At 69.2% G+C, this 26,793-nt stretch carries 17 protein-coding genes; 7 read left to right on the forward strand and 10 right to left on the reverse strand.

All coding sequences use genetic code 11. The features are described 5' to 3' along the window. Positions 1–3 precede the first annotated feature (3 nt). A complete protein-coding gene (locus FHS13_RS12590) occupies positions 4–1,422 on the reverse strand; it encodes an FAD-binding protein (RefSeq protein WP_184291808.1) in 1,419 nt (472 codons plus the stop codon). A gap of 481 nt (positions 1,423–1,903) precedes the next feature. Between FHS13_RS12590 and FHS13_RS12595 the strand changes: the two genes are divergently transcribed. The 5 genes from FHS13_RS12595 to FHS13_RS12615 all read left to right on the forward strand — a co-directional run bounded on the left by FHS13_RS12595 (position 1,904) and on the right by FHS13_RS12615 (position 6,162). Continuing rightward, positions 1,904–2,776 (forward strand): NmrA family NAD(P)-binding protein, encoded by an 873-nt coding sequence (locus FHS13_RS12595; protein WP_184291810.1) that lies wholly within the window; start codon positions 1,904–1,906, stop codon positions 2,774–2,776. A gap of 234 nt (positions 2,777–3,010) precedes the next feature. Next, positions 3,011–3,778 carry a response regulator transcription factor gene (locus FHS13_RS12600; protein ID WP_184291812.1) on the forward strand — a complete coding sequence of 256 codons (768 nt, stop codon included), beginning with the start codon at positions 3,011–3,013 and terminating at the stop codon, positions 3,776–3,778. Between the two features lie 690 nt (positions 3,779–4,468). After that, on the forward strand, positions 4,469–5,047 hold the full coding sequence (locus FHS13_RS12605) for a hypothetical protein (protein ID WP_184291814.1): 579 nt from the start codon (positions 4,469–4,471) through the stop codon (positions 5,045–5,047). Between the two features lie 162 nt (positions 5,048–5,209). Beyond that, on the forward strand, positions 5,210–5,473 hold the full coding sequence (locus FHS13_RS12610; protein WP_184291816.1) for a DUF262 domain-containing protein: 264 nt from the start codon (positions 5,210–5,212) through the stop codon (positions 5,471–5,473). Next, positions 5,383–6,162 (forward strand): hypothetical protein, encoded by a 780-nt coding sequence (locus FHS13_RS12615; RefSeq protein WP_221442842.1) that lies wholly within the window; start codon positions 5,383–5,385, stop codon positions 6,160–6,162. Before FHS13_RS12610 ends, FHS13_RS12615 begins: the two co-directional genes overlap by 91 nt. 196 nt (positions 6,163–6,358) lie before the next feature. On the opposite strand, the gene FHS13_RS12620 is transcribed toward FHS13_RS12615, so the two are convergent. The 3 genes from FHS13_RS12620 to FHS13_RS12630 all read right to left on the reverse strand — a co-directional run bounded on the left by FHS13_RS12620 (position 6,359) and on the right by FHS13_RS12630 (position 9,629). Further along, entirely contained in the window at positions 6,359–7,636 is a 1,278-nt protein-coding gene (locus tag FHS13_RS12620; protein WP_184291820.1) for a hemolysin family protein, read from the reverse strand. A 100-nt stretch (positions 7,637–7,736) separates the two neighbouring features. Beyond that, positions 7,737–8,657, reverse strand: coding sequence for a universal stress protein (locus FHS13_RS12625; RefSeq protein ID WP_184291822.1), 921 nt, complete (start codon positions 8,655–8,657; stop codon positions 7,737–7,739). Between the two features lie 132 nt (positions 8,658–8,789). Further along, entirely contained in the window at positions 8,790–9,629 is an 840-nt protein-coding gene (locus FHS13_RS12630; RefSeq protein WP_184291824.1) for a helix-turn-helix domain-containing GNAT family N-acetyltransferase, read from the reverse strand. Positions 9,630–9,724: 95 nt separating this feature from the next. Between FHS13_RS12630 and FHS13_RS12635 the strand changes: the two genes are divergently transcribed. After that, positions 9,725–11,032 carry an FAD-dependent oxidoreductase gene (locus tag FHS13_RS12635; protein ID WP_184291826.1) on the forward strand — a complete coding sequence of 436 codons (1,308 nt, stop codon included), beginning with the start codon at positions 9,725–9,727 and terminating at the stop codon, positions 11,030–11,032. Between the two features lie 347 nt (positions 11,033–11,379). On the opposite strand, the gene FHS13_RS12640 is transcribed toward FHS13_RS12635, so the two are convergent. The 6 genes from FHS13_RS12640 to FHS13_RS12665 form a co-directional block, all read right to left on the reverse strand. Beyond that, positions 11,380–12,024: a hypothetical protein gene (locus FHS13_RS12640; RefSeq protein ID WP_184291827.1), complete on the reverse strand. Its 645-nt coding sequence runs from the start codon at positions 12,022–12,024 to the stop codon at positions 11,380–11,382. 11 nt (positions 12,025–12,035) lie between these two features. After that, entirely contained in the window at positions 12,036–18,926 is a 6,891-nt protein-coding gene (locus tag FHS13_RS12645; RefSeq protein ID WP_184291829.1) for an RHS repeat-associated core domain-containing protein, read from the reverse strand. A gap of 5 nt (positions 18,927–18,931) precedes the next feature. After that, positions 18,932–22,501: a LamG-like jellyroll fold domain-containing protein gene (locus tag FHS13_RS12650; protein WP_184291831.1), complete on the reverse strand. Its 3,570-nt coding sequence runs from the start codon at positions 22,499–22,501 to the stop codon at positions 18,932–18,934. Between the two features lie 38 nt (positions 22,502–22,539). Next, positions 22,540–24,084, reverse strand: coding sequence for an integrin alpha (locus FHS13_RS12655; protein ID WP_184291833.1), 1,545 nt, complete (start codon positions 24,082–24,084; stop codon positions 22,540–22,542). A 269-nt stretch (positions 24,085–24,353) separates the two neighbouring features. Next, the gene (locus FHS13_RS12660) at positions 24,354–25,394 is read right to left on the reverse strand and encodes an ArsO family NAD(P)H-dependent flavin-containing monooxygenase (RefSeq protein ID WP_184291835.1); all 1,041 of its coding nucleotides are present in this window, start codon (positions 25,392–25,394) and stop codon (positions 24,354–24,356) included. A 7-nt stretch (positions 25,395–25,401) separates the two neighbouring features. Next, on the reverse strand, positions 25,402–26,202 hold the full coding sequence (locus tag FHS13_RS12665; protein WP_343065006.1) for a MerR family transcriptional regulator: 801 nt from the start codon (positions 26,200–26,202) through the stop codon (positions 25,402–25,404). A gap of 63 nt (positions 26,203–26,265) precedes the next feature. On the opposite strand from FHS13_RS12665, the gene FHS13_RS12670 reads away from it, so the two are divergent. Beyond that, the gene (locus FHS13_RS12670) at positions 26,266–26,736 is read left to right on the forward strand and encodes a DUF6194 family protein (protein WP_184291837.1); all 471 of its coding nucleotides are present in this window, start codon (positions 26,266–26,268) and stop codon (positions 26,734–26,736) included. Positions 26,737–26,793 lie beyond the last annotated feature (57 nt).

Here is a 26,793-nt window from a genome sequence, read left to right on the forward strand (position 1 = left end):
CCCTCACACCTCCCCGGCGGTTTCCGGGGCCTCGAAGATGCCGGGGCCGGACGTGAGGACGCGGTCGGGGTCGTACCGTTCCTTCGCCGCGTGGAAGTCCTCCCACGCATCGCCGTAGTGCTCGCGCCACTCCTGTCGGGTCAGGGGCACCGAACCGATCGGGTAGAGCACGCCGCCGTGCCGCTCCCGTGTCCGGGCCATCAAGCGCCTGTTGCGCGCGAGCATGGAATCGACGAAGCCGGGTTCGGGGTCGGGGGTCTCGGAGACGGTGTTGATGTCTACGGCGAACAGCCACTCCGATCCGTCGGGTTCGGGCACGCGCGGAAGGGGACGCCTGGCGTGCGCTCGCCGCTGCGGATAGATCAGTCCGGCTCCGTAGGGGCCGATGTCGCGGGGGGTCAGGGTCGGGAGGACGTCGGCGAAGAAGTCCTCCAGCTTCGATCCCGGCAGCCAGGTGTCGAACCACGGTTTGACGAGCCGGTCCCAGCCCACGGTCTCGCACAGCGGGTCGATGACGTTGTCGATCGAGAGCACATGGTCCATGTAGTCCCGGTCCCTGACCTCCGGCGCCGCTTCCAGACCGTCCAGGATCTCCTGGTCGTCCGGTGGAGCGGAGAGGTCGTAGAACGTCGTCGCGAACAGTGTGAAACTCGGGGACGCGCCGGGCGCGACAAACTCGGCGTAGACGTGGTCGACGCCGTCGCGGTCGATGACCGCGCGAAGGTCGCGGAAGAACGCGCCGGCGTCGGTGTGGCCGAACACGTAGGTGCGTGCCCGCTCCCTGGCGGGAACGAGGTCGACGGTCGCCTTGGTGATGATGCCGCACTGGCCGAGTCCGCCGAGCATCGCCTCGAACAGGTCGCTCTTCTGCCCCGGGGAGCAGCGCTCGACGGCCCCGGTCCCGGTGACAACCTCCAGTTCACGCACGTGGTCGATCTGCAGCCCGGTGCGCAGACCGCCAAAGATTCCTCCGACCCCGCCCACCGACAGGGTCCCGCCCACGGTGAGTCCGGTGTAGCCGGTGAGAACCGGGGGCGTCCGTCTCGGCGAGCTCTCGTATGCCGCTCTGGTCAGGTCCTTCCACAGAACACCGGCATCGACCTCCGCCGAGTCCGGACTGAGGAAGCGGATGCGGTCCAGGCAGCGGTTCTCGATCACCAGTCCGTTCGAGAGCCCTTGGCCGAAGGTGGTGTGCGCCTGGCCGCGGCCGGCCACCGAGATTCCCTGCTCCCGGCAGAACGCGACCATCGCGGCCACGTCGTGTGCCGATCGGGGGCGCAGGACCGCGCTCGGTTTCTCGTAGGAGATGTTCCCCAGATCGACGGCAACCGCGTTCCGGGACGCGTCGTCGACCGCCAGGACACCTTCCAGCGGAGGAATCGGGGCGAACCCCGGGCCCCCTTTATCGGATTCAGCGGTCATCCATTTTCTCGTGGACGAATCAAATCCGATGACCTCATCGGATGAACTGGCATTTGTCTCCAGCATGCAATCCTCTTCGAGAAGATTTCCGTTCCTTGGTCCCGGCGAATAATATCCGGGCAGGGACATGGGAGACACTCAGATGCTCTCAAACTGTTTTTAAAGTCTTTTGGCCGCCGGCCCTCACCGATCACTCGAAGGAGCCCGGAGCGACAGCGGCGCCGAGGGCTCGGTTGAAGCCTGTCGCACCGGTGTGCACAGCAGTACCACCCTGCCCCGAATGGGGTGGCTCGACTTCACTGATATCCCAGCGAATCAGCAGGTCAATCGGTAGGATTCTGACCGGCTCAGCCACCTCCGTCAACCGAGTTTCCACACAATTGACGTGTTTGTCCGGTGGTTCGGAGGACGTTGCTCGGTCCCGGCCCGCACGACTACGAGGACGGACTCCTCGCCGGCTCTTCAAAGAAAGTTCACTGGTATGACGATCGTTGTGACAACGCCCACGGGGCATGTCGGCTCGCACGTGGTGCGGCTGCTGATACAGGCCGGTGTCCGTCCCAGGGTGTTGGTGCGCGAGCCGGGCCGGCTCGGGGAGGAGACCCGCCGGCGTGTCGAGGTCGAGCAGGGCGACCTCACCGACGCCGCCTTCGTCCGCGCCGCGGTCGCAGGAGCCCGGAGCGTCTTGTGGGTCGATCCGACGCCGCACACGTGTCCGGAACCGGTCACGGCTTCACTGCGGACCGCCGAAGCGGTCGCGCGGGCGACGGAGTCGGGCGAGGTCGACCGGATCGTGCTGCTGAGTAGTGTGGGCGCCGAGAAGCGGGGCGGCGCCGGTCATATCGACGGCCTCGCCGCGATCGAGGAACGGTTCGAGGCCACCGGGGCCGACGTGCTCCACCTGCGCTGTGGTTACTTCTTCACCAATCTGCTGGCCATCGCCGACTCGCTGGCGGGCGGCGTACTCACCACAACGGCCGACCCCGACCGGCCCATGCCCTGGGTCGATCCCCGCGACATCGGGGAGGTCGCCGCGGCTCGTCTGCTCAACGACGAGTGGGCAGGACAAGGAATCCAGGCGGTCCACGGCCCGGAGGACCTGAGCTACCGGAGCATCGCCGCGATCCTCAGCGAGGTCCTCGGACGGGACATCCGGGTGCGGTGCGTGAACGATGACGATCTGCGCGGTGTGCTGCGCTCGGCCGGTCTGCCGGATGGGGCGGTCGAGGGCATCGTGGGCATGACGGCGGGCACCCGCGATCTGGTTCCCGAGCAGCCGCGGGACGTGGTCACCACGACGCCCAGCCCATTGGCGGCCTGGGCCTACGCGCACCTGCGCCCGGCCCTCCTGTAGGCCTATCGACAAAAGCCGCGGCCCTGCGAGTCGGTAAACCTTTGAGCTGGGGTATTGCTGTGAAGCTATGACAGCGAGCCTGCCGAAAGCCCCTTTACAGCCGACCGTGCACCATGGTAAAAAAGTAAGGCCCGCCTTCCGCTGCGAAAGAATTATATATAATATAATTACAATTGATGTCGTCAGTTCACCCTTTGCTCGCGTCGGTGTAGTTGAACTGAATGGACGTTTTTCATGACAGGGAAAAGGTTAAACACGATCCTGGGCGGCCCTCCTGTCCTGGTGGTCTCGGACTGCGAGGGCCGCGATGAGATACTCAAGGATCTGCGAAGACACGGATTTGAAAGCGAATTGGTCTCGACCGGCGAAGAGGCCATGTCCAGGCATGAAGAATCCCAGTTGGTTCTCGTCGACTTCGATCTTGAGGATTTCGACGGCCTGACCCTTTGCCGTGAGATCCGCAAAGCGAGCGACATTCCCATGATCGGGTTCACGTCGTCGGAGATGAACCGGATCCTGGCACTGGAAGGAGGATGCGACGACTGTATCGACAAGCCTTATTCCAGTCGGGAGTTCGTGGCGCGGGTCAGCGCCCTGCTCAGGCGTTCCCGGGTCTCCTCCTCGTCGGTGCTCGCCTTTGGTGAGCTGTCGATCCACCCCACGACCCGGGAGGTGCGGGTGGGCGACCGGTCGGTCAAGGCGACGCGCAAGGAGTTCGAGCTGCTCCACCTGCTGGCGTCCCACCCGGACTCCCTCTTCTCCCGCGCCGAGCTCCTCCGCCGGGTATGGCAGTTCACCGTCGTACACGAAGAGGTCACCCCCTTGGCCAGTCGAACGATCGACACCCACGTGAGCAGCCTGCGCAAGAAGCTCGGGGCGCCGCACTGGATTGTCACCGTCCGCGGCGTGGGCTTCCGCTTCAACGACCCCGCCGTCTCGGGAGAGCCGCACGAAACCCCGGTGCGGGCCCGCGCGGGGAACCGCCCGGGAACCGTCCTCTGACCTGGCCGAGGTGCCCGCGGCCGGTCGGGGCACACAGATGTTCCCATCGGGGCTGCGCGCCATCGAGTCCGGCCGCAGCCTCGCGGTGGTCCTCCCGCCGCGCGCCCCCGTGGCAGCGGGTTCCCGAAGAAGCTGTTCCAGAGCCCGCCGCATCGGGTCGTCCTGTCATTCCACAACGGATGCTCGATGTTACGTCGGTCACCCGGGAAGCGCGGGTGTGCCACCCGTCCCGAGAGGAACCGCCGGGGCCTTCGACCACGGTCCAGAACCTTCCTGAAGGAAGTCGGCCCGACGCCCTTCTCCTGCGCTCCCCGACACACCCGCCGCGGTGGACTGCGACCTTGGCACTCCCAGAACCTGCCGTCCCTTCGAAAAATACCGATCAGCACCGGCAGGGGACGCTCTCCGAAGGCTTCGAGGCACCTCAGGGACACTGCCGACGGCGTCGGCAGCGGCGATCCGACAGATTCTGGTTCGTGCACATGCGCACTGCTCTCAGCACCGCGCATGTGCGCGCAAGGCCCTCTCCTGGCCTTTGAACATCTGACAACCCCTCTTGTCGTTCGGAGATGTCGTGCCTCTCGCGTGCGCAGGCGCATGCTGAACTCCGCCGGGCACCGCCGCAGCGCTCCCGGAGCCCGACGGCCACAGCCGGCCGGCCGCCACTTCCCACCGACGGAGGATCTCCCCGTGAACAGCATCAAGCCCGCCCTCTCCGGCGCCCTGTCCCTGGCCGCTCTCGCCACCGGCTGCGCCTCCGCGCCCGACCCCGACCAGGTCGTGGAGCTCAATCCGGTCCAGGAGTCCGAGGCCGCCGGAGAGGCCCCGCAGGAGACCGCCGAGGAGGCCGCGCCCAGCGCCGTGGAGGAGGAGTTCGACTCCGAGTACACCTATGCCGACGGTCTCAAGGTCCGCCTGTCGGGCGTCGAGCGCCGCGTCACCGGCGAATGGGACATCCCCGAGAACTCCCCGTACGTGTACTTCGACATCCAGTTCGACAACGGCACCGGCGGTCCCGTCGACCTCAGCTACGTCTCGGTGTACTGCCAGGTCGGCGAGGAGGGCCGCACCGCCGAGGACGTCTACACCGACGACACCGGCTCGGGGTTCACCTCCGCGGTGATGGACGGGCGCACCGCCACCGCCGGCTACGGCTGCGCGCTCCCGGAGGAGGAGTCCTACCTCCAGGTGGAGCTGACCCTCAGCGACTGGGAGGAGATGGACGACTACGTGCGCGAGACCGTCTACTTCGTCGGCGAGGTCGTCTGAGGCTCCGGGCGGCCTCAGGAATGTCGGGACCGGTTCCGGTCCGGCCTCGACATTCCTGCGGGAAAAGTTCCTCGTCGCTTGTGGTGGCCGGTGCCGCTTCCCCGAAACAGGCTGGCCGCCGACTGAATCCCCCGGTTCGCCCCTGCAAGAGAATGCGTGTGTATGAAGGCAAGCGAGACCACCTTCCAGAAACTCGTCGAGGGCTCCAAGCAGTTCCAGGTCCCGCTGTACCAGCGCCCCTACTCGTGGGGGAAGGAGGAGCTGGAGCGGCTCTGGGACGATCTGACCGAGCAGACCGCCACCGACCTGGCAGCAGAGGAGACGGGAAGGCCCGGTTGGCGGAGCGGGCCCTGTCTCTGTGGCCGGCCCCGCTGGGTGCCGAGCAGGACGCCGGGCTGCTGGAGGAATCGGCTGGGGAGCGCATAGGCGAGGCCCTGGCCATGGTGTCCTCGGGGAACTGGACCACGCACCGGGAACTGGCGCTGCTGGCCGGGGCCAGGACCGCGACGGTGGTCGCCTATCTGGGCAAGCACGAGGGCACGGCGCATCGGCACCGCGTCTTCCCGGACACCTCCGCCGCCGAGCGGGCCGGAATGCTCCGTGACCGCTTCGTCTCCGCTGCCGCGCTGGCCGAGTTGCTGGGTCTGGACATCGACAAGGCGGTGGAGCGCGAGCACGGCTTCCGCGAACAGCTGCTGGACAGCCGCTCGCCCGAGGAGGCGCGGGCGGTCCTGGCCCTCATCGACGGCTGGACCGCTCTCGGCGGTTCCCTGCACTGGGGGGACGGGACCGAGACGAGCTGTTTCCTGCGCACCTGGGACCAGGCGACGTCCTCGCACAAGCGGTGGGCACTGACCCTCTACCCCCGCATCGGCACCGCGGAGGTGGTCTTCCAGCACATGCGCAGCCGGCCGCCGTTCGACAGGGTGGAGATGCGCCGCGAGCTGCTCGACCGGTTCAACACCGTTCCGGGGATCGACCTGCCCGAGGACGCGCTCGACCGCCGTCCGAGCTTCCGGATGAGTGCGCTGGTGGGCGAGGGAGGGCAACAGGTTCTGGGGGTGCTCTCGTGGTTCCGCGAGCACTGCCAGGAATGGCTGGCCGATCAGGGCTGAGTCCGTTCCCGCCGGAGATGTCCCGGCAGGTGTTCCGTTCCCGGACACCTGTCGGGGCGCCTCGTGTCCGGTCGGGGCTCCGGCGGGACCGAGGAGTCCGGCGGCCCGGCCCTGCGGTGGGCCGCGCTGTCCGGTTCCAGCCGTGGGACGTCCGTTCGCCGGGCTCCGGCGGGCAGGCCCTGTCAGGCAGGCGCCGTCAGTGCTCCTCCGCCGGTACCGGGCGCAGGGTGACCTCGGTGACGGTGCGCCCGTTGGTCTGGTCGACCCTGGCCGTCCAGTCGCCGAGGGTCACCCGCTCCCCCGGTCTCTTGGGGATGTGTCCCAGGACGGCGATGACCAGGCCCGCGACGGTGACGTAGTCGCCCTCGGGAGGGTCGGTGAGATGGACGTCGACGTCGGGCAGGTCGTGCACCGGGTAGGTGCCGGGCAGGGTGAGGGAGCCGTCGTCGTGGCGGACCGCTCCGCGCACGTCGGAGTCGGTCTCGTCGTAGATCTCGCCGACGATCTCCTCCAGCAGGTCCTCCAGGCTCACGATGCCGTCGATGCCGCCCATCTCGTTGACGACCACGCCCAGCTGCTGGTGGTCGCCGATCATCCGGCGCAGGGCCAGCGACACCACCAGCGAGTCGGGCAGCAGGAGCGGTTCGCGGGCCAGGTCTCCGGCGCTGCCCTGTCCGCGTACGAGGTCGGACCAGTGCACGACGCCGACCACGTCGTCGAGGTCGTCGTCGGCCACCACCGGTGCCCGGGAGTGGCCGTGTTCGGCGAGCAGGTGTGCGGCCTCGTCGGCGGGGGTGCGCGCGAGGATGGTGAACACCTCGCCGCGGGGGACGACGACCTGGCGCAGGCGCCGGTCGTCGATCTCGAAGGCTCCGGAGATGATGGTGCGCTGCTCGCTGGTCATCCCGCGCTGGGTGGCGAGCATGTCCCGCAATTCCTCCTCGCCGACCTCCTCACGGGATGCGGAGGGGTCGCCGCCGGTCAGGCGCACCACCAGGTCGGTGGAGACGCTCAGCAGCCACACCACCGGCCGGGAGATCGTGGCGAGCAGGTTCAGCGGCCGGGCGACCAGCAGTGACCAGGCCTCGGCCCGCTGCATGGCGATGCGCTTGGGGGCCAGTTCGCCGAACACCAGGGTGAGGAACGAGAGCACCATGGTGACGAGGACGACGGCGACGGGGCCGGCGGCGGATCCGAGGAAGCCCAGCGGTTCGATGAGGGGCTGGGCCAGGGACACGGCGGCGGTGGCCGAGGCGAGGAAGCCGGCGAGGGTGATGCCGATCTGGATGGTGGCCAGGAACCGGTTGGGGTCCTGGGCCAGGCGGGCCACCGCCCGGCCTCCTGGTCCCCGTGCCGCCAGTTGCTTGATCTGTCCCTCCCTCAGTGTCACCAGGGCGATCTCGCTGCCCGCGAACAGGGCGTTGGCGAGGACGAGGACAAGGACGAGGCCGAGTTGTACCCCGTAACTCTCCATGGGTGCTGTCGTCTCCGATGCCGTAGGGGTCCCGTGTGCGTGCTTTTCCGACCTGTGCCACCTTCCCGCCGTGTCTCGGCCGAATCACGCACGGCCGCGTTCAGGGCCGGTGCACCGCTGCCTGTGCGCAGTTGCGGGAGACCATCGCGACGGGGACGGCGGCGTGGTGGAGCACGTCCTGGCTCACCGAGCCCAGGAGGAGTCCGCGCAGGCTTCCTCGGCCCCGGGAGCCGAGGACCACCAGGTCGGCGCGGCGCGCCTCGGCCAGCAGCGCCTGCACCGGGGTCTCCCGGGTGGACAGCACCGTGACGTCGACGTCGGCGGCGCCGGGTCTGCCGACCTGGGTGAGCATGTCGGCGACCAGTTCCTCCGAGAGCTGTTCGACGAGCCTCTCGGGCGGGTGCCACCCCTGGGTGACCAGGGCCTGGGAGGCGAAGGGGGTGGGGGGCTCCTCGCTGTTGACCACCGCCAGGGAGGCCTCGCCGCACTCGGCCGCCTCCTCCAGGGCGAACGCCAGCGCCTGCCGTGACTCCTCGGAGCCGTCCACGCCCACGGCGATCCGCCGCGGTTCGGCCGCGGGGTCCTTCTCCGAGCCGTGGACCACGACGACGGGGCAGGGGGCGCGGGCGGCCAGCCGGACGCCGACCGATCCCCGCACGGCCGAGCCCACCGCGCCCAGTCCGCGGGAGCCGACCACGATCAGGTCCTCGGGGCCGGAGCGGCGTATCAGGGCCGATGCGGGTCTCTCGGAGGTCAGGAGGGTGTCCACCGGGACCCGGGGGCGGAGGGCGCGCACGTGTCGGGCGGCGTCGTCGAGGACCTGTTCCGCGGGTTCGGTGCTCGCTCCGAAGGGGACGGCGCTTCTCACTCTTGCCGGCAGGGCTGGCACGGCGTGGATCACGGTGAGGGGCGGTCCCCGCCGGGCGGCCTCTCCAGCGGCCCAGGACAGCGGTGCTCGGGAGGAGGCCGTGCCGTCCACTCCGACGATCACCTTCGCGGGGTCGGCCGTGTCGTCGGCCATCTCAGCTCCTGGTCAGGGTGGTGTGCACCGTATGCACGGTCTTCCGCGCACGGGCCGAGGGAAACCCGCCGTGACCAGGTGTTTCACGAACGCTTAACCGCAGGGGACGTGTCGCCGGAGGGCGGCCGGGGGTCAGGGGCGGCGGCGCTCCAGCAGGACGGTGTCGCGCCAGGTGCCGTGGTGGCAGGCGATGCGCTCGCGCACGCCGACGGTGCGGAAGCCGGCCTGGTGGTGCAGGGCGATACTGGCTCGGTTCTCGGGGAAGATCGAGTTCTGGAGGGTCCACAGCCCTCCGGTGTCGGCCTCGGTGACCTGCCGGTGCAGGAGGGCCTTGCCCACGCCTCTGCCCCGTGCGCTCTCGGCGACGTACACGGAGGTCTCGGCCACTCCGGCGTAGGCCGTGCGCGCGGAGACGGGGGCGGCGGCGGCCCATCCCACCACCTTCCCCTCGGTCTCGGCGACCCAGCGGTGGCCGGGCAGCCACTTGTCCTTCAGCGCCTCGGTGTCGGGCACCTCGGTCTCGAAGGTGGCGTTGCCGGTGGCGATGCCCTCGGCGTAGATCCGGCGGACCTCGGGCAGGTCCGCATCGTCCATGGCGCGGGTGTTCACGTCGGCGGGCAGGTCGGTGGGGCAGCAGGGGCGCGCGTCGAGGACGCCCATCACGGCGTCGGCGGCGTGGGGCAGGCCGGTGCAGCAGGCGGGGTTCACCTCGACCCGGGTGGAGGTGCCCGCCTTGGTGAGGGTCACGAAGCCGGCCTCGGCGAGCTTGCGCAGGTGGTGGGAGACGGTGGGTTGGCGGACGCCCACCAGGTCGGCGAGCTCTCCCACGGCGATGGATCCGGCGCTGGTGGCGACGGCGTGCAGGATGCGTACGCGCATGGGTTCGGCCAGGCAGGCGAACCAGGCGGCGTAGGTCTGCGCGTCGGAGGCGGGGAGTGGGCGGTTGCCGTGTTCGGGCGAGGTCAGGGTCATGCCTCCATTATCGACGACGATCTATGGTTGCGTCCATCGACATTCATCGATACATTCTCACTCCATAGACGCCAGTCGATGAAAGGATGTGCGTCATGACGCAGGAGAACCCGGTCGTGGTGATCGGCGCCGGCCCCGTGGGACTCGCGGCGGCGGCGGAGCTGGCCGAGTACGGCCTTCCGGTCCTGGTGCTGGAGCGAGGGGCCGGCGCGGGCGCGGCCGTCGGCGAGTGGGGGCACGTGCGCCTGTTCTCGATGTGGCGCGATCTGGTGGACCCCGCGGCCGAGAAGCTGCTCGCGGCTACCGGGTGGCGACGCCCCGCCGACGGCGGCCACCCGACCGGGCGCGAGTGGATCGACTCCTACCTGGCCCCGCTCGCCGAGGCGCTCGGCGACCGGGCGCGCTTCGGCGCCGAGGTGACCGGTGTCAGCCGCCGGGGCCGGGACCGCGTGGTGGACGCCGGGCGCGGGGAGCAGCCGTTCACCGTGCGGGTGCGCACCGCCGCCGGGGAGGAGCGGATCCTGGCGCGCGCCGTCGTCGACGCCTCCGGTACCTGGGGTTCACCGAACCCGCTGGGAGGTGACGGCCTGCCCGCCCTGGGCGAGGAGGCGGCGGCCGGGCGCATCTCCTACCGCGTCCCCGATCTGGCCGACCCGGCCGTGCGCGCCCGGTACGCGGGCCGCACCACCGCGATCGCGGGCCGGGGGCACTCGGCGCTCACCGCCCTGGTCGCCCTCGCGCGGCTGGCCGAGGAGGAGCCGCGCACCCGCGCCGTGTGGGTGCTGCGCCGCGGAGATGTGGGCGACGCCTTCGGCGGCGGCGCGGCCGACCAGCTCGCCGCGCGCGGTGCCTTGGGACAGCGGGCCCGGGCCGCGGTGGAGGCCGGACACATCGAGGTCGTCACCGGTTTCCGCACCGCCGAGGTCCGGGAGCGGGGCGGTCGGATCGTTCTGGTGGACGCGGAGGGACGTGCCCTGGACCCGGTGGACGAGGTAGTCGCACTGACGGGGTTCCGCCCCGACCTGTCGCCGCTGTCGGAGATCCGCCTGGGCCTGGACGCCGTGCTCCAGGCACCGGTGGAGCTCGCCCCGCTCATCGATCCCAACGTCCACTCGTGCGGAACCGTGTACCCGCACGGTTTCCGGGAGCTCTCCCACCCGGAGGAGGGGTTCTTCCTCGCGGGGATGAAGTCCTACGGCCGCGCCCCCACGTTCCTGGCCCTGACCGGCTACGAGCAGGTGCGCAGCATCGCCGCCCACCTGGCGGGGGACACCGAGGCGGCGGCCCGGCTGGAGCTCACCCTGCCCGAGACGGGCGTGTGCGGCGGCTCGGGCCTGTTCGACGAGCCGGAGGCGGCTTCGGAGGGCGGCTGCTGTGAGGCACCGACCGGGCCGGCCCTCTGACCTTCGCCGCTGCCGACTCCTTCCCCTGCCGGGATCCGGAGGTCCGGCAGCGGCTCGCCGCATCTGGCGGGGAGCCGATCGGGGGGCGGCCGGTTTCACTGTGTTTGCCGCTCGACACCCGGTCGGGATCGGGCCCGGTCAGTTCGCGCAGACGAGGGGCGCGTACCCCGGCGAGCAGTCGGCTGGGATAGGACCTTCGTAGCCATGACGCCTATCCGAGACGGGGAACCAGGCGTCACTGAGATCACCTCTGTGGATGCCTCCCATTCCCTTATCGGCCTGACCAGCACGCACCCACCCTCTGAACGCTTACGGTCCGCGAGCAGGCCCTGGCCGCCGTCGCGCAATCAGCCGACCCCCAGAAATGGGACGCTTTCCCTCTTGACAGAAAAATATTCAATGAACGAATCGATGAATCTCCACGCCTGTTCGGCAACCAGAGGTGAATCTTCCAACTTCCTCACACAGTCCCCCAAGGAAACAACAGCTTCACCCATCCTTCCTTGGAGCGCTTGAATCAAAGCAAGGTGGCAATTCTGAGAAAAATCAAGCTCCATCCCCTCCAAAAAATTCGCAACGTCATCAATATTCCTAAACTTGGCAAGAAATCTTGTTTCGGCAAATTCTATATCTGCACAAAGAAGGTCAACCTTGGGAGAGAAATTTTCACCTTTCCAAATCATCCACCTGTCATGCGAAATCGGAGCAGAGGGTTTGCTACCCAAAATCTCCACCAGGCTGCTCGCCACAGAAGGAGACCCCCCACCATCAGATCTCCTAGAAGAAGAACCAAAGAACTGATCGTACAAATTCCCGACTTCCGGAAAAGCCACACCCAGCGCAGGGAGGAAAAGAACCCATGACTCCCTCAGAGAAACACACAGGCCAAGGCTATAAACAGCACCCCCGGGACCGTTTTTCACATAGGAAGGACCGTCATCACCCTCTTTTTCCCATCCCCCCTGAACCAAGCATCGGTCAACCTTTTCCATGACTGCCCCTCCTAGCAATACGAACACCCCCAAATATCGATATCAACCGGCATTTTGACCATATCTCCCTTCCTGAAGAAGGGTTCCATCTTTGTGGTATTCAATTTTGCCCCAATGCTCTCCAGAGCAGGATAACCTGCTTGCTGATTCCCCGAAATAGTCGGCCTAGTCCCCGTCTTCACCTCGATAGCCCTCCATTGTCCATTGGAAGCCCTGGCCACAAAATCCGCACGGAACGTCAGACCCGACCTGTCAAGGAAGTTTACCTCCGAAAAAATGGGGCTAAACCCTTCAGATTCAAGGCGCCTGCGTGTTGCAAACTCACCTATATCACCATGGTCTATGCCGCTCACGGGGCACTTGGAGTTGTGGCTAAGGACGTCCAGCGACCCTGAAGCCGCATAGTAGGTGTGGAGATCCTCAACGGTCAGGTTGTGGACCATGGCCGGCTCGCTGGTGGCATCGACCGCCGTGACCTGCACCCACGTGCCCGCAGAGGTCTGCAGCCATATCCCGGGGGCCAGGTCGATCGCGTTCACCCACAAGCCCAGTTCGGGGGCCCAGAACGGGTGTTCGTCGGTCGCCACGATCACATCACCGACCGCCACCGGACCGGGAACCTCCGACGCGCTCTCCGATCCCGCCGACTCGCCGTCCTCCGGCGCCTCACGCCCCGTGGTGGCGTCCACGGTGATCTCCACCAGGGTCTTCTCACCCTCGCCCACGATGGTCGCCACCACCGTGCGCTCGCCCTGCTCGCCCGTCTCCGGGTCGGTGGCCAGGACGCGGTCGCCGACCCGGACCTTCTCGATCGCCCTGGTGGAACCGTCGGCCATCACCACACCCGTGCCGGGAACGAAGCTGTTGCAACTGCTCCGGCCACTGGAGCTGCCCGTGGTCGTGGGCCGCGACACCGGGGTCGCAACCGGGGGTTTGGGCGGTGTAGGTCTCGGTTTGGGTGCGACGCGGATCGCGTTCGCCGCGCCTGCGCGAATGCCCGAACCTCCGGTCCAGGCTGAAATGCGGCTGGCCGCCGCTCCGCCGATCCGTGCACCGATCGCACCACCGATCGCGCCGGTGGCAGCTCCGATGAAGGCCGAGGAGGCTGCGCCTCTCCAGGACCACTGGTTACGCGGTGTACTCATCCCGTACTGGACCAGCGAGGCGACCGCGCCCGAGAGTGCAGCGCACCCCAGTGCGCCTGCACCACCGGTCAGGGCGGTGCAGCCCACGCCCACGGCGATGCCCACACCCACCGAGACGATGGTGCTCTTGTTCTTCTTGACCCACGTCTTGGCCTTGTTGTAGCCCGACTTGACCTTGTTCTTGACTTTGTTGTAGCCGGACTTGACCTTGTTCTTGATCTTGTTGAGGAACAGGCCCGAGGGGTCGTCGAAGGTCACCGGGCTGTTGTTGGCGTAGGCGTATCCGTTGAGCTGCAGCGGATCGCTCAGGTCCATGACCGGGTCGGGCGAGACGAAGCGGCCCAGCGCCGGGTCGTACTCGCGCGCACCCACCAGGACCAGACCGGTGGAGCGGTCCACCGTCTTGCCCAGGAAGCCCTTGTCGTCGGGCCAGTCCTGGCCCGAGCCGCCGCGTTCCTCACCGAAGGGGGTCAGGTAGCGGCGGACGAACACCTCGGAGGCGGCGTCCATGGCCACCTGGCCGGTGCCCTGATGGTCGGAGGCCAGCAGCTCCACGCCGCCGGGGGTGCGCAGCGCCACGGTCTGGCCGGCGTGGTCGTAGTAGCGGGTGGCCTCGACCTGGCCGGTGAGCTTGTCGGCGCGCAGTTCCATGCCCGGCAGGTAGAGGGTGTCGTCCTGCGGGGTGGAGCGCATCAGGCGCTCGCCGTCGGCACTGTAGACGAACGATGTGGTGCCGTCGCCGCCGACGACACTGTCCAGGCGCCCCTCGGGGTTCCAGTCCAGCTCCTGGCGGTCGCCCGCGTGATCGCGGACGACCGTGTTGCCGGCCGCGTCGTACTCGTAGGTCGAGAGCCGGTCCCCCTGCGGGGTCTGCTCGACCACCTGGCGGACGGTGTTGGGCTGCCCCTCGCCCTGTTCCGGGTAGGAGTAGGTGCGCACGACGTCGGTTGAGGTTCCGGTCGTGTCGTGCAGGACCTCGCTCAGGCGGTTGCCGGCCGCGTCGTACTCGTAGCTGTGCCAGTAGGCGTCGGGCCCGCCCACGGTGTGGGCGGAGGGCGCCGACTCACAGGCCGAGGAGCCGACCTGCGGCACCGTCCAGGCCTCGGTGAGCTGGAGCAGACCGTCATAGGCGAAGCACTGCGTGTGCTCGTCGCCGCTGCCTGGGGAGTCGGAGATGGACAGGATGTTGCCGGCGTCGTCGTAGTCGTACCTGGTGTCGAGCAGCGGTCCGCTGCCGCCCTGGCGGTCCACCCGGGTGCCGAGCAGGCGGTAGGTGCCCTTCTCGTACTCGTGGGTGATCCAGGCCTTGGGTCCGCCGGCCCTCAGCTCGATCTGCATGGGCAGGCCGAGCTGGTTGTAGTCCGTCCTGGTGACGTAGGAGGACCTGCCGTCCAGCGTGGTGGGCCGACCGAGGTCGTCGTAGCCGATGGTCAGCGCCTCGGCCGGAAGTCCGCCGGCGGCGGGCATACCCGTGCCCTGCACGCTGCCGTCGATGTTGTAGCTGATGGAGAACTCGTAGTTGCCGGCCAGGGCCCCTTGGGATGCGGGGATCCCGTAGAGGATGTTGGTGGGGCGGTAGAGCCGGTCCTGCCCGGTGATCCCGATGCGGAAGTCGCCGTCGGGGGTGTGCCGGGTCTGGAGGAACAGCTGCCCCTTGAACCTGGTGTCGTACTGGTAGGAGGACAGCTTGGTGCCCTGTCCGGGCTCGCCCTCCCAGGTCTCCAGGACACGTCCGAGGTCGTCGTAGACGTAGGAGAGCGTGTTCCCGTCGGCGTCGGTCGTGGAGACCAGCTGGTCGAGGTCGTCGTAGACGCTGGTGCTGGTGCCGGTGTCAGGGTCCTGGACCGAGATCTGGCGACCGCGGTGGTCGTACTCGTAGCGCCACTCACCGCCGGCTGGGGTGGTCACCGACTCCAGGTGACCGCTGGGGGTGTAGGTGTAGCGGGTGGAGACGTAGTCGCCGGTGGGGGTGTCCCCCTTGTACTGGCGCTGCTCCACCTTCTGTCCGCGTGCGTTGTGGACGACCGTGGTCGGAACCCCGCCCTCGGGCGGCGTCGTGGAGACGCGGTCGCCCTCGTGGGCGATCTCGGTGCGCCACACCTCGTCGCCGGCGACGCGTTCGATGCCTGCGATGAGGCGGCCCGCGCCGTCGTACTCGTAGACGGTCTGGGAGGGGACGTCGCCGTTGCGGACGACGAGGAGTTCCCCGCTGGGCTCGCCCAGGGCGTAGTAGGCCGTGTTGGTCTTGGCGACCTCGCCGATGCCGTTGTGGAAGGTGTCGGCGACCAGGCGTCCGCCGTCGGGCCCGGGTGCCTGGACCTGCCTCTCGCGCAGGAAGCCGTCGTAGATCTGGTAGGCGGTGTCGTAGGAGCCGTCGTTGCGCAGGGTCTGGGTGGAGACTGACACCGGGGCGTCGTCGGTCATCGTGTACCCGAACTTCGTGTTCGGGGTCATGTCCCGGTCCTTGGGCCGGTCGGGGTACCAGACCGCGGTCGTACGCCCCAGCGCGTCGTGGGTGGCGTCCGTCCTGCGTCCGTTGGCGTCGATCTCGGCGTACACCAGGCCGCGGGCGGGGTCGACGTGGGTGACGGTGGTGTGCCCCAGGGCGTTGGTCGCGGAGACCTCGGTGACCAGGCCGTTCTCGAAGGTGTATTCGGTTGCCTCGGTGACCAGGCCCTCGGCGTCGGCGACCTCCGTGACCATGCCGTACTTGTCGTAGGCTGCGGTCTGAACGGTGCTGTAGCGGCGGCTGCCGTCGTCGGCGAGGCCGTTGAACTCCTCCACGGTGGTGACGTCGCCCTTGGTGGGCGCCTTGCCGAAGCCTCCGCCGTCGTAGTGGCGCCGCACATCGGAGATCAGGTCGTCGGCGCCGGCGGTCTCCGAGCAGCGAACCGACACGCTCTCCACGCGGGAGATGTGCACGAACATGTGCGCGCCGGTGTTGTCGGCGTAGGTGGTGCGCGTGCACACGTCGTCGTCGGAGGTGGAGACGTCGCCCAGGTCGTCCACCTGCTCGACACGCCCGTTGCGGGTGTCGAACGTGGTGGTGGTGCGGGTCTCCTGCCAGCTGCCGTCGGCCAGGGCGGTGAAGCTGCGCTCGGTCCTGGTGTTGGTGAGCGCGGCGTGTACGGTGCCCCAGCTCTCCGTGCGGGTGGCGGTCACGTGCCGCCAGGGTTCGGAGACGGTCTTGTCGACGATCTCGTCGCCGTCGTAGGTGATCTCCTCCAGCTGGTGCCCTGACAGCTGGTCGTGGTCGGTGTACTCCTTGCCGGTGGAGTCGGTGACCGTGGCCGAGACGGTGCCGCCGCCGGCCTTCTCGCCGCCGTGCAGGCCCCGCATGAACGTGTGGTCGGTGCGGGTGGGCATGTCCTGGCCGTCGCCGGTGCGGACGCGGACGGTCTCGTAGCCGCGCCACTGGCCCCAGGTGAGGTACTTCTTGTCGGTCAGGCCGTTGGGCTCGTCGCGGCGCCAGCCGGCGTCGCCGACGTACTCGTACCGGGTGACCTGGTCGGGGGAGCCGCCGGTGCGGTCGCTCTCGACGACCTCTTCGACCACGTACTTGTGGAACCAGTCGGTGATGGGGTCTTCGGCACCGGGTGGGTTCCATTTGACCGGGTAGCAGCGCCCTGTCTGCCTGCCCTCGGTGGGCAGGTCGTCATGGGTGCACTCGCCGCCGGTGTAGTTGACGTCGATCTGGCCGCCGGTCTCGGTGTGGACGGTCGCGAGGCGGAAGCGCACCAGGGGCTGGATGTCGTCGCCCGGCTTGTCGATGCGGTTGGGCAGCTGGATGCCGTCGAGTCGGACAGAGGGCAGGCTCAGCTTCTCGTCACCGTCGTGCCCGGTCTGGGTGATCTCCGACAGCCACAGCGTCCGCGAGCCGTCACCGTTGTCGGTGAACAGGTGGGTGAGCTTCCAGCTGTCCACCGTCCGGTAGCCGTCACCGGTGTTGTACTGGGTGCGGATCGACTCCAGGCGCTTGCGGGTCCAGAAAGACGGCGCGGTCTGCGACCAGTCGCACTTGCTGTCCTTCTCGCAGTGGAGGTCGTAGGGCACGTCCGGCCAGTGGCGGGCGTTGTCCTCGTCGAACTCGTCGGCGTCGCAGTCGAACCCGTCGGTGGGCAGGCAGCGCTCTGCGGTGTCGAAAACGACCCGGGCGGGGGCGTCCTCGCTGTAGACCTCGCCGGCGCGCTGGCCGTAGTCGACGCGCTTGAGGTAGCCGCCGCGGGTGTAGGCGGTCCCGTTCCGGTCGGTCCTGCCGTCGCGGGCGTAGTGGTTGGTCTCCTTGCCGTAGAAGTAGGTCATCACGTTGCCGTGCGGGTCCTCGACGTAGTCGAGGTTCCAGCGCCAGGCCTGCTGGCACCACGATTCGGCGAAGGTGTCCTCGTGGCACGGTTCACCGGAGTCGTCACCGAAGATCGGGGTGGTCCAGGTGGAGTGGGTGACCTCGTCCCCGGTGCTCCAGCCGGGAAGGCGGTGGCGGCCGAAGTGGTACTTGATGCCCTCGGTGGTGGTGACCACCCAGTATTCGCCGTTGTCGTCACCGTTCTCGGCCCCGGTGCGGCGCTCGATCTTGGAGCCGTCGTCAGACTCCAGGTGCCACTGTCCGGTGTCGTCGTCCTTGACCAGGCGTCCGGAGAGGCCGTTGAGCATCAGGGTGGCGTTGTCGTTGCCCCAGCACTGGTCGCTCTTGGACTTGTGGCCGTCATCGGAGCAGGCCTTGTAGGAGCGTTCGATGTAGCCCGGCTCGTAGGAGAAGCCCTCGCCGATCCACGTGCCCTGGTTGTTGGTGGCGCTGGTACGGCCGTCCACGCTCTGGGAGGAGTAGTCCAGCGCCACGTGCGGCATCAGCTCGGAGGGCACGGGAACCGGGTCCAGGGGGTAGGACCAGGAGAAGACGCCCGAGGACTCCGAGACGCTCCAGGTGGAGGAGGGCTGGAGGGGCGTGGCTCCGAAGTTCCCGCTGCCGGAGGAGGGGCCTGCTACCAGGAGGAACACTCCGGTGGAGGCTGCGGAGGGCTCGGCGGGCGGAGCGGTCGTGCCGGGGGCCCGGGACTCGTCGGCGGTGCTCGTGCTGCCGGCTCCGGGGGTGAACACGGCAGCGGTGACGGCGGGGTCTCCGGTCCGCACCGGTCGCGTGTCCAGAGGGGTGCGGCACTCGGGGTCACCGGGGTCGGTGAGGAAGCAGTCGGGCAAGCGCCACAGGGACAGCCGGTCCCCGTAGGAGCCGCCGTAGGCGTCGGCGAACTTCGAGTGGTCGACGTGCAGCTCGGCCTCGCCCTCGGCGGTCACCCGGATGAGGAGACCGCCCAGGTCCGCCTCTCGGGCCTCGGCCGGGTCGAGCACCTCCACGTCCGCGTTGCCGCCGCCCTCGGCGACGATCTGGACCGGCAGTCCGCCGACGTCTTGCATGTCGTCGGGGTCGGCGGCCTCGCGGACCTCGACGGTCTCGCGGGCTGCGGCCGGCCACGACACCTGCGGCGCCTCGGCGATCGCCTCGGTCAGCTCCTCGCTCAGTTCGGGGGGTGCCACCTCACCGGTGGTTCCCGCCACCGGGTCGGGGAGCTCCTGCATACCGGGGGTGTCCCTGTCCCGCATCCAGGCGGGGAAGTCCACCGTCTGCAGGAGGGTCACGATCATGACCGCGGCCATGGCCGTGGCGAGTGCGCACAGCAGGGCCCGGTTCAGGGGAACTCTCCGGGTACGCGGTGCCGGCGCGTCCTGCTCCGGGGTCTCGGGGGAGTCGGTGGTGGAGGGCATGCCGATCACAGCTCCGGGGTTTCGGTGGTTCGGCTGAGTGCGGAGACGAGGGTGGCGTCAGCAGCGCCCGCGTACAGGCGGACGTCGTCGAGGGCACCGGAGAAGTACTGCTCCCACTCGCCGCCGAGGAGCGCGCGGCCGCCGCTGACCGGGCCGGGTGCGGTCCAGGCGTGGGAGTAGGGCTGGGTCTGGGCGTGCGCCCCGTTGACGTACAGGCGCACCTCGCGGGCGAAGGCGTCGTACACGAGCGCGAGATGGTCGCCGCGGTTCTCGGAACTGGGTGCGGTGTCGGCCGCGGTCAGGACGGTCGTCTCGGGGGTGTCGGTGTCCTCGTGGGCCAGCTCGATCTCCCAGCGTCCGCTGTCGGCTCCGTATCGGATGTCGAAGAGGCTGTGGTGCTCTCCCGGCATGGACAGGACCGTCATCGACCGGCTCGGCTCGGCCGAGGCCAGGCGCGCGCGAACGCTGACGGTGAAGCTTCCGTGTGCGGTACCGGCCTGGGCGCTCGCGTGGTCCTCGTCGCCGTCGAGCTGGAGGTGGCCCTCACCCACGAGGGCACTGTCACCGGTCCAGGGGTCGGACAGGTGGACGGACGCGTCGCCCGCCAGGACCATGGGGGCGCCTCCGGCGGCCTCGGGGCTGGTTCCGTCCGCGGCAGTGGTGAAGGGCCAGTAACCGGTTCGGTCCACCGGCAGGGCGCGCAGGGCGCCGATCTCCTCGGCTGTGACGATGCGGTCGAAGACGCGGACGTCGGAGAGCGCGCCGTGCAGGTGGCGCTCGTACCCGCTGCGGGTCACCGAGCGGCCGATCTGCACATCGCCGCGGGCAGGCCAGACCGTGTCGCGGGTCACGGTTCCACTCAGGGCACCGTTGACGTACAGGCGCGACGTGTTGAGGTGGGAGTCATGGACGAGAGCCAGGTGGGTCCACTGCCCCTCGGCGACGGGTGCGTCCGCGGAGACGCCCCACTCCCCCAGCGCGTACATGTCGGCCTCGGGGAAGGACAGGCGCCAGGCCCGGTCGGAGGCGTCGTAGCCCAGGACGAATCCGGGTTCGCCGGTCCCGTCCTGGGACAGGACCGCCTGATCTCGTTCCAGGTCGTCCACACGGGCCCAGGCGGTCGCCGAGAACAGCCCGGTGGTGTCGACCAGGTGCGCGTCGGGGGCCAGGTAGGCGCCGGAGGTGCCGTCCAGCGCGACGGCCAGGCTTCCGGTGCCGCCGGGACCCTGGATGCCGAAGGTCGCGCCGCTTCCCGCAGCGGCGGTGTTTCCGTTTTCGGAGGCGTCCGCGGCGGCGTCGGCGGTCTCGTCCTCGCTCATGGCCCACTGGCCGACGGCGGATCGTCCGCTCTGCACCAGGAAGAGGTGGTTGGCGCGGGTGCTGGTCTTGCCGGCCCGGTCCACGGCCTCGACGTAGAGGCTGTGCGGACCGTCGTGCTCAGGGGTCCAGGTGAGGGTCGCCCTGCCGTCGGCGTCGGGGGTCAGTGTGTTGCCCGGCGAGGGGTCCTTGTTGATCCCGTAGCGGTACTCGACCACGTCAGAGGAGTCGGAGCTGACGGTGAAGGTGCCGTAGGTGCCCACGCCGTCGTGCCACTCGTCGTCGGCGGGAAAGTCCTCGGAGGCGATCTCGGGTTCCTCGGGTGCGGTGGAGTCGTAGACGAACTGGCAGCGTGTCTGCGCCCCGTCCCAGCTCCAGGGGCTCCAGGCGTGTCCGTCCGAGGCACGCACGATCCAGGCGATCACGGTCCCCTCGGGAATGCTGTCGGGCACCTGGTAGTGGAAATAGGACCCCGAGGCCTTCATGGAGGTGGTGTGGGTCAGCTCCTGCTCGGCACCCGAGGCATCGGTCCAGAAGACGCGGAACTGCGCCTTGAGCTTCTCCGTGTTGGAGCTGGAGTGGTCCTTGTCACGCAGGTAGGCCGTGAGGCGGGGGGCCTCGTCGACGTAAGGGCGCTTGTCTCCGCCGATGCAGGCGCCGCCGGGGGACATCTGCAGTCTCGACTGCTGGGGGGTGTCGGGTGCGGTGTTGTAGCGGACCTCCAGCTGGGCGTTGTCGCAGAAGCGCTTCCACTGCACGTGGGTGGATTCGTCGCCGGCGCGGAGGCCGAAGGAGGTGGTCTTCCACTTGTTCGCGGCGGCGTCCCCGACCGCGCCGCTGACGTCGAAGCGCACGTTCTGATTGGTGGCGGTGCAGGATGCGGTGGGCTTGGTGGGGCTCTTGGTGTCCTGTCGCTGCGACCACGAGGGCTGATTGCTCCACTTGGTGGAGCTGCTGAAGCTGCCGGTCCGGTAGGCCTGGACGGGGTATCCGGTGGAGTTGTAGCTGTGGTACATGGTCACGGCGAGCTCGGCCGACAGAATTTGCCTGCCGTGGTAGGCCGTGGTGGGGATGCGGTAGAAGAGGCGCTTGACGCCCGCACCGTTGCAGTAGAAGGGGTCTCCGGACAGCTGCGGGCAGCGGCCCACTCCCTCGTGGTCCTTCCCCGAGAACTTCCAGAAGGAAGTGCCGGAGTATCCGGAGGAGACCATCGCCCACGCCGACAGGGTGGAGGTCTTCCACACGGGGTCGATGTAGAGGGGGTAGGCGGTGTCCTCGTCCCCGATCATCGCCTGGTCGGGGCGCAGCACGAGGGCTCCCTCCTCCAGGGTCACGCCCACGGAGGAGATGCGGGAGGACTCCAGCGGCCCTTCTTCGGGGTCCTCGTCCGCGGTCGCGCCGTTCTGCTGCGGTGCGCCCTCGTCTTCGGTCAGGAGTCGCACCGAGTCACCCGCGGCCGTGTCGGAGGACTCTGCTCCGTCCTCTGCGGCCGTTCCGGAGTCCCACATGAGGGGTTGGGGCGCCTCGAAAACGGTTCCGCCCGCGCCTGTATCGATCGCGGCTAGGGCCCCTTCGTCCCCCGAAGTGACCTCCAGTCCCGTGGTTTCCAGAGCGAGACGCAGTTCGGCGAGCCCGGGATCAGCTGCAGCCTCGGGGGTGTGCACCACGAGCAGGTGGGAGAAGCCGTCCACCTCCGCACGCACGATCAGGTCCACGTCGGGCAGCACCGACGTGTAGCGGGCCTCGTCACCGTCCAGTTCCGGTTCGGGAAGGGTGCCCGGCCAACTGATCGACAGCTCCTTGCCCGCACGGGTCAGTGTGGCCAGCGGTGCGTCGCCGCCCGCGGAGAGGCTCAGCCCCATCGTGGCGGCCCGGGGTGTGATGGTGCCGTCCTCACGGTGGACGAGTGCAGCCTCGGGCTCGACCCACTCGCCGTTCTGCATGACCCGTACGGGGTTGACATGTTCGAGGGCGGTGAAGGTCCCATCGGGGTCGGCGTAGACCGTGCGGCGCTCCTCCCGCAGGCCGGTGACCTCCACACGCTCGCCCCGCTCGGCGGCGAGTTCGGCGGCCCCGGCCTCGGTCATCGCGGTCGGCTCCTCCTCCGCGTGCGCGGCGTCGCCACCGCCGGTGTCCGCGATCGGCAGGGCGACGCCCAGGGCGGTGATGAGGACGACGGTGGACAGTGAGGCCAGGAGCCTCCGGGGCAACCTGGAGGTACGGGAGCGGGGCATGGCCGAAGAACCGTGGGTGGACACGGGGGATCCTTCCGGGGGATACGGGGTGAGTGCGGGGGTCAGAGAAGGCCTGCGCCGAAAGCGCGTCCTCCTTCTGGAACCCCGTCCTGACCCGGCCGCCAGGTTCGCCAGTCGGCGCTGCCGGTTTCCAGACCGTTCCACGGGGCTGCGTGCACCGCTCCGGGGTCGCCGTCGTCGAAGGCCGTGGCAACGTAGAGGTTGTCGGCGGTGACGCTGAAGGACATGCCGAGGTAGGCGCCGGGAACGGCCGGTCCCAGCGCGGTGTGGTCGGCACGCGCGACGTCGAAGCTCTGCGAGGGATCGCCGCCCAGGGGGTGGTGCACCTGGATCAGGCCTGATGCGCGCTCACTGCCGGTGCCGTGACCGGGAGCTCCCACGACCAGCTTCACCGAGGTGCCGGTGGCAGGGCTTCCAGGTGCGGTGTCGACCAGTCGGACCCGCTGGCCGAAGAAAGCGCCGTCCTGGCGTGCGTCGGCGTCGGTACTGCCGAGGTCCGCCTCGTAAATCTGCTCCAGCGTGGCGTCGGCCTTCATCCGGAAGACGTGGACGAAACCGGTGTCCTGCACCTCTCGGGACGTGGTGCCGAGGTCCTCGCCGGGTGAGCTGATTGCGATCAGGCTCTCGGGGTCGGTTCCCTCCGAGGGGATTACGTCGATCATGTCGATCGAAGTCCCGGTGCGATCACCGGCTTCTACGATGTCACCGGAGAGTCCGGTGATGGTGGAACCCTGGTTGAAGGTCCTCAGGTAACGGGGGCGGCCGTCGACCATCGTGTGGGAGAAGAAGTTGACACCGCCGGCGTAGTCCTCTTCTCCGATGGCCTCCCCGGGTGCGCCTACCACGATGTGGGTGCCGTTGGCCGCCACTTCGTACCCGTAGCGGTCCTGGGCCTCCGCCTCCCCCGGAATGCCGTCCGTGTTTTGATGGAAGGCAGCCATGGCGTTCCCGCGCACGTACTGGACGTAGCCGGCCTTTTCCGTGGTGCCGACCGACTCTCCGGGAATGCCGATCACCATGTAAGGCTCGCCGGAGAGCGTGTGGCCCGCGGCGACGGAGTGTCCGAACCAGTCCCCGGCCTCGGGGCCGCCTCCGAATCCGGGAGTGTCCTGGGTCCAGACCTCGGTCGGAGCACTCCAGCCGAGGCCCAGGGCGCTGCCGTAAATGATCATGACCATGCCTGCCTCGGCTCGGCCGTTGACCGTTTCGAAGGGGAGGCCGACAACGAGGTCGGTGCAGCCGTCCTGGTCGTGGTCAAAGGTGTCCAGGACCTCCCCGAAGCGGTCTCCGTCCTCCGGTTTGCCTGGGACAGCTCCCTGGCCCTGTTCCAGGACCGTGGTCTCGGTCTCTCCCCCGTAGACCACGGTGATGCGCCCTGCCCTCTCCGCTCCGCCGACTGCGGCGTCGGGGTCCCCCACAACCAGATCGGGGATCCCGTCGCCGTCGAAGTCGGATTCCGGATTGGTGCCACCCTCACAGGACGGGAGGGAGGAGGGGCGCGGATCGGCGGAGGCCGAGACCGGCAGCAGGGCGGCGAGTACGGCAGCTGTGGCGGCTGCCGCCGCACGGGGCAGGGGGCGACGCATGTGGGGGATGCCTGTCTGTCAGTTCTGGGTGGAACCGCGTCTCTTCGGCTCAGGACACGCAGCACAGTAATGATCACCTTCAACCCCACAAAGCCCGAAAGACCGAAAACCACCCCTCATACACACAAAGCGTCACCGGTATATGACACAGCCTGCACCAACAGTGCCGTGGCCGCATGCGGCCACACCCTTCAGAAGCAAAACATGAAGACCGTTACCCGACCGCTCGCCTTGTCCTGAACGCACCTTCAGGGGCCGAAAACGCCGTCTCAGCGGTCGAGGCCCTCCAGGGCTTGAGCGACCGCGGCCTTGGCGGTGCGGCCGGCGCCGATGAGGGTGGCCGAGGCCGCGCCGGTCCAGTCGCCGTAGCCGATCAAGGACAGGCGCGGCTCCGCGGCTGCGCGGTTGCCGTCCAGGGGGATGCGGCCGTGCTCGTCGGCCACGTCCAGCGGGGCCAGGTGGTCCAGGGCCGGCCGAAAGCCCGTGCACCACAGGACGGTGTCGCAGTCCAGGGAGGTGCCGTCGTCCCAGGCCACCCCGGTGCGGGTGAGGCGGTCGAACATCGGCCGGGCGTCGAGGGCGCCGCGTGCGCGGGCCTCGCGTACCGGGGGCACCGCCACGATGTCGCCGAGTTCGCCCACCCCTCCGCCCTCGCGCAGGGCGCGGGTGGCGACGGCGAACAGCGCGCGCCCGTCGAGGTGGTCGGGCAGGAACCGGGGCGGGCGCAGGGTTGTCCAGGTGGTCCGCGCCGTCTCGGAGAGCTCGGCCAGGATCTGGGCGGCGGAGTTGCCGCCGCCCACGACAACGACGCGCTGTCCGGCCAGGGCGTCGGGGTCGCGGTAGTCGGCGGTGTGCATCTGGTGTCCCTCGAACAGGTCGCGGCCGGGCAGGTCAGGGACGTGGGGCGCGTCCCAGGTGCCGGTGGCGCTGATGACGCGCCGGGCGAGCCAGGTTCCCGTGTCCGCGACCACGCGCAGGCGCGGGCCGTCCCGCTCGACGCGCTCGACGCGGACGGGGCGGCGCACGGGCAGTTCGTAGCGGCGTTCGTACTCGGTCAGGTACCGGACCACGTGGCGTGCGCTCGGGTACTCGCGGCCGGGTTCCTCGGGCATCCACCAGCCGGGCAGCATGCTGTGCCCGGCCGGGGAGAACAGCCGCAGCGAGTCCCAGTAGTCGTTCCAGGCCCCGCCGGGTTCTTCCCGGCCGTCCAGGATCACGAAGTCCGCCTTCGCGCGCCGCAGGTAGTACCCGGCGGCCAGTCCGGACTGTCCTCCGCCGACGACCGCGACGTCGACCTCGTGCTCGTCCATGTTCTCCTCATCCGCGCGGGGTCGGCGCACCGCGCACCCGTTCTCCTCGGTTCCGTCCCTTCGGACCCTTCTCCTTGGTGCCCGTACCCGGGGCCTCGGTGCTCCGGAGCAGGGCGCCGAGTTCGGCTGCCGCGTCGAGGAGGGCCCGTGAGCGGGCCGCGATGGCGGCTTCCCGGGTCTCCAAGGCGGCCCGGACGTCCGCCTGCCGGCGGCCGCCGCGCACGTGGGGCATCAGGTCCCGGAGGGCGTCGACACGGTACCCGGCCGTGCGCAGCTGGTGGACGATGCGGGCGTCCCGGACCTGGGCGGGGGAATAGCGCCGCGTCCCCCTCGGGGGCAGGCGGTCGGGGACGGCGAGGCCCTCGGCGTCCCAGTGCCGCAGCGTCGAGGTGCGCACTCCCAGTGCGGCGGCGAGTTCCGAGACCCCCATGGCGTCGGAGGCGCGCACGTCCGCGATCGGTTCGGCCGAGATCGCCTCGACCGCTTCCCGGGCGCGTGCCAGCAGTCGGCGCTGCGCGTCGAGTTCGGCGTGCACCGCGTCGAGGAGTGCCAGTGCCTCCGGGGCGGGGCGCCGGTGCACGGTGCGCAGGATCCGCTTGGCCTCGACCGGGCCCGCACCGGCCGCCAGTGCCCGGTAGGCCAGCGCGGAACGCAGGTGCGCCTCGCCGTAGACCCGGTATCCGGCCGCCGTTCTTCCGGTCGGCGGCAGCGCTCCGTCGCGTTCGAGGTTGCGCACCTGCTGCACCGAGTATCCGGCGCGCCGCGCGACGTCGACGGTGCGCATGGGCGGCGAGTTGAGGGTTCCCACCTCGAACCTCCTCTTCCTCGGCGCCGGGGTCTCCACAAGCACTTTAATGAAACGCTGGAGCACATGACCGAGGAAGAGATCATCAGTTTCGTGGACGCCCTCGACGGGGTCCTGACCCTCAGGCCCGGTCCCGGCGACGGTTCGCCGGAGATCGGCTGGGGCGACACCTTCTTCTACCACTCCCCCGACGGGACCGTGCCGCAGGCGACCCAGCCCTTCGCGACGATCGTGACCAAGGACTATCCGGGTGACGAGGAGTCCCGGCTGGATCGGCCGGGTGCCTTCCGGGTCAACGTAGCGGCGGGAAGGGCGGCCTTCGTCCGCTGGGTCGGCTGCGAGCCGCGCGAGCACGTCTCCGGTACCGGCCCGGTCGCCGAGGACACCGTGGTCGCGCATCCCGTCTACGGGAGCCTGGGTTGGCTCGCGGTGACCAACCCCGGTCCGCGCACGGCGGAGGCGGTCCGGGAGCTGCTGGCCGAGGCCCACCGCCTGGCCCGCGCCCGCCACGAGCGCCGTTCGGGGGCGTCCGGCTGATCCGCGCCGGTCGCCTGCCCGCCGCGGCAGAGGTCCGGCGAGCGCCGGCGGGCCTCT

Source organism: Nocardiopsis algeriensis, assembly GCF_014203695.1.
In the GTDB taxonomy this organism is placed as follows: domain Bacteria; phylum Actinomycetota; class Actinomycetes; order Streptosporangiales; family Streptosporangiaceae; genus Nocardiopsis; species Nocardiopsis algeriensis.

Coding starts and splice junctions, on each gene's coding strand:
- FHS13_RS12655 (WP_184291833.1), bottom strand. CDS start 24,084: ATGCGTCGCCCCCTGCCCCGTGCGGCGGCAGCCGCCACAGCTGCCGTA.
- FHS13_RS12590 (WP_184291808.1), bottom strand. CDS start 1,422: ATGACCGCTGAATCCGATAAAGGGGGCCCGGGGTTCGCCCCGATTCCT.
- FHS13_RS12610 (WP_184291816.1), top strand. CDS start 5,210: ATGAAGGCAAGCGAGACCACCTTCCAGAAACTCGTCGAGGGCTCCAAG.
- FHS13_RS12630 (WP_184291824.1), bottom strand. CDS start 9,629: ATGACCCTGACCTCGCCCGAACACGGCAACCGCCCACTCCCCGCCTCC.
- FHS13_RS12620 (WP_184291820.1), bottom strand. CDS start 7,636: ATGGAGAGTTACGGGGTACAACTCGGCCTCGTCCTTGTCCTCGTCCTC.
- FHS13_RS12660 (WP_184291835.1), bottom strand. CDS start 25,394: ATGGACGAGCACGAGGTCGACGTCGCGGTCGTCGGCGGAGGACAGTCC.
- FHS13_RS12595 (WP_184291810.1), top strand. CDS start 1,904: ATGACGATCGTTGTGACAACGCCCACGGGGCATGTCGGCTCGCACGTG.
- FHS13_RS12645 (WP_184291829.1), bottom strand. CDS start 18,926: ATGCCCTCCACCACCGACTCCCCCGAGACCCCGGAGCAGGACGCGCCG.
- FHS13_RS12640 (WP_184291827.1), bottom strand. CDS start 12,024: ATGGAAAAGGTTGACCGATGCTTGGTTCAGGGGGGATGGGAAAAAGAG.
- FHS13_RS12625 (WP_184291822.1), bottom strand. CDS start 8,657: ATGGCCGACGACACGGCCGACCCCGCGAAGGTGATCGTCGGAGTGGAC.
- FHS13_RS12670 (WP_184291837.1), top strand. CDS start 26,266: ATGACCGAGGAAGAGATCATCAGTTTCGTGGACGCCCTCGACGGGGTC.
- FHS13_RS12600 (WP_184291812.1), top strand. CDS start 3,011: ATGACAGGGAAAAGGTTAAACACGATCCTGGGCGGCCCTCCTGTCCTG.
- FHS13_RS12635 (WP_184291826.1), top strand. CDS start 9,725: ATGACGCAGGAGAACCCGGTCGTGGTGATCGGCGCCGGCCCCGTGGGA.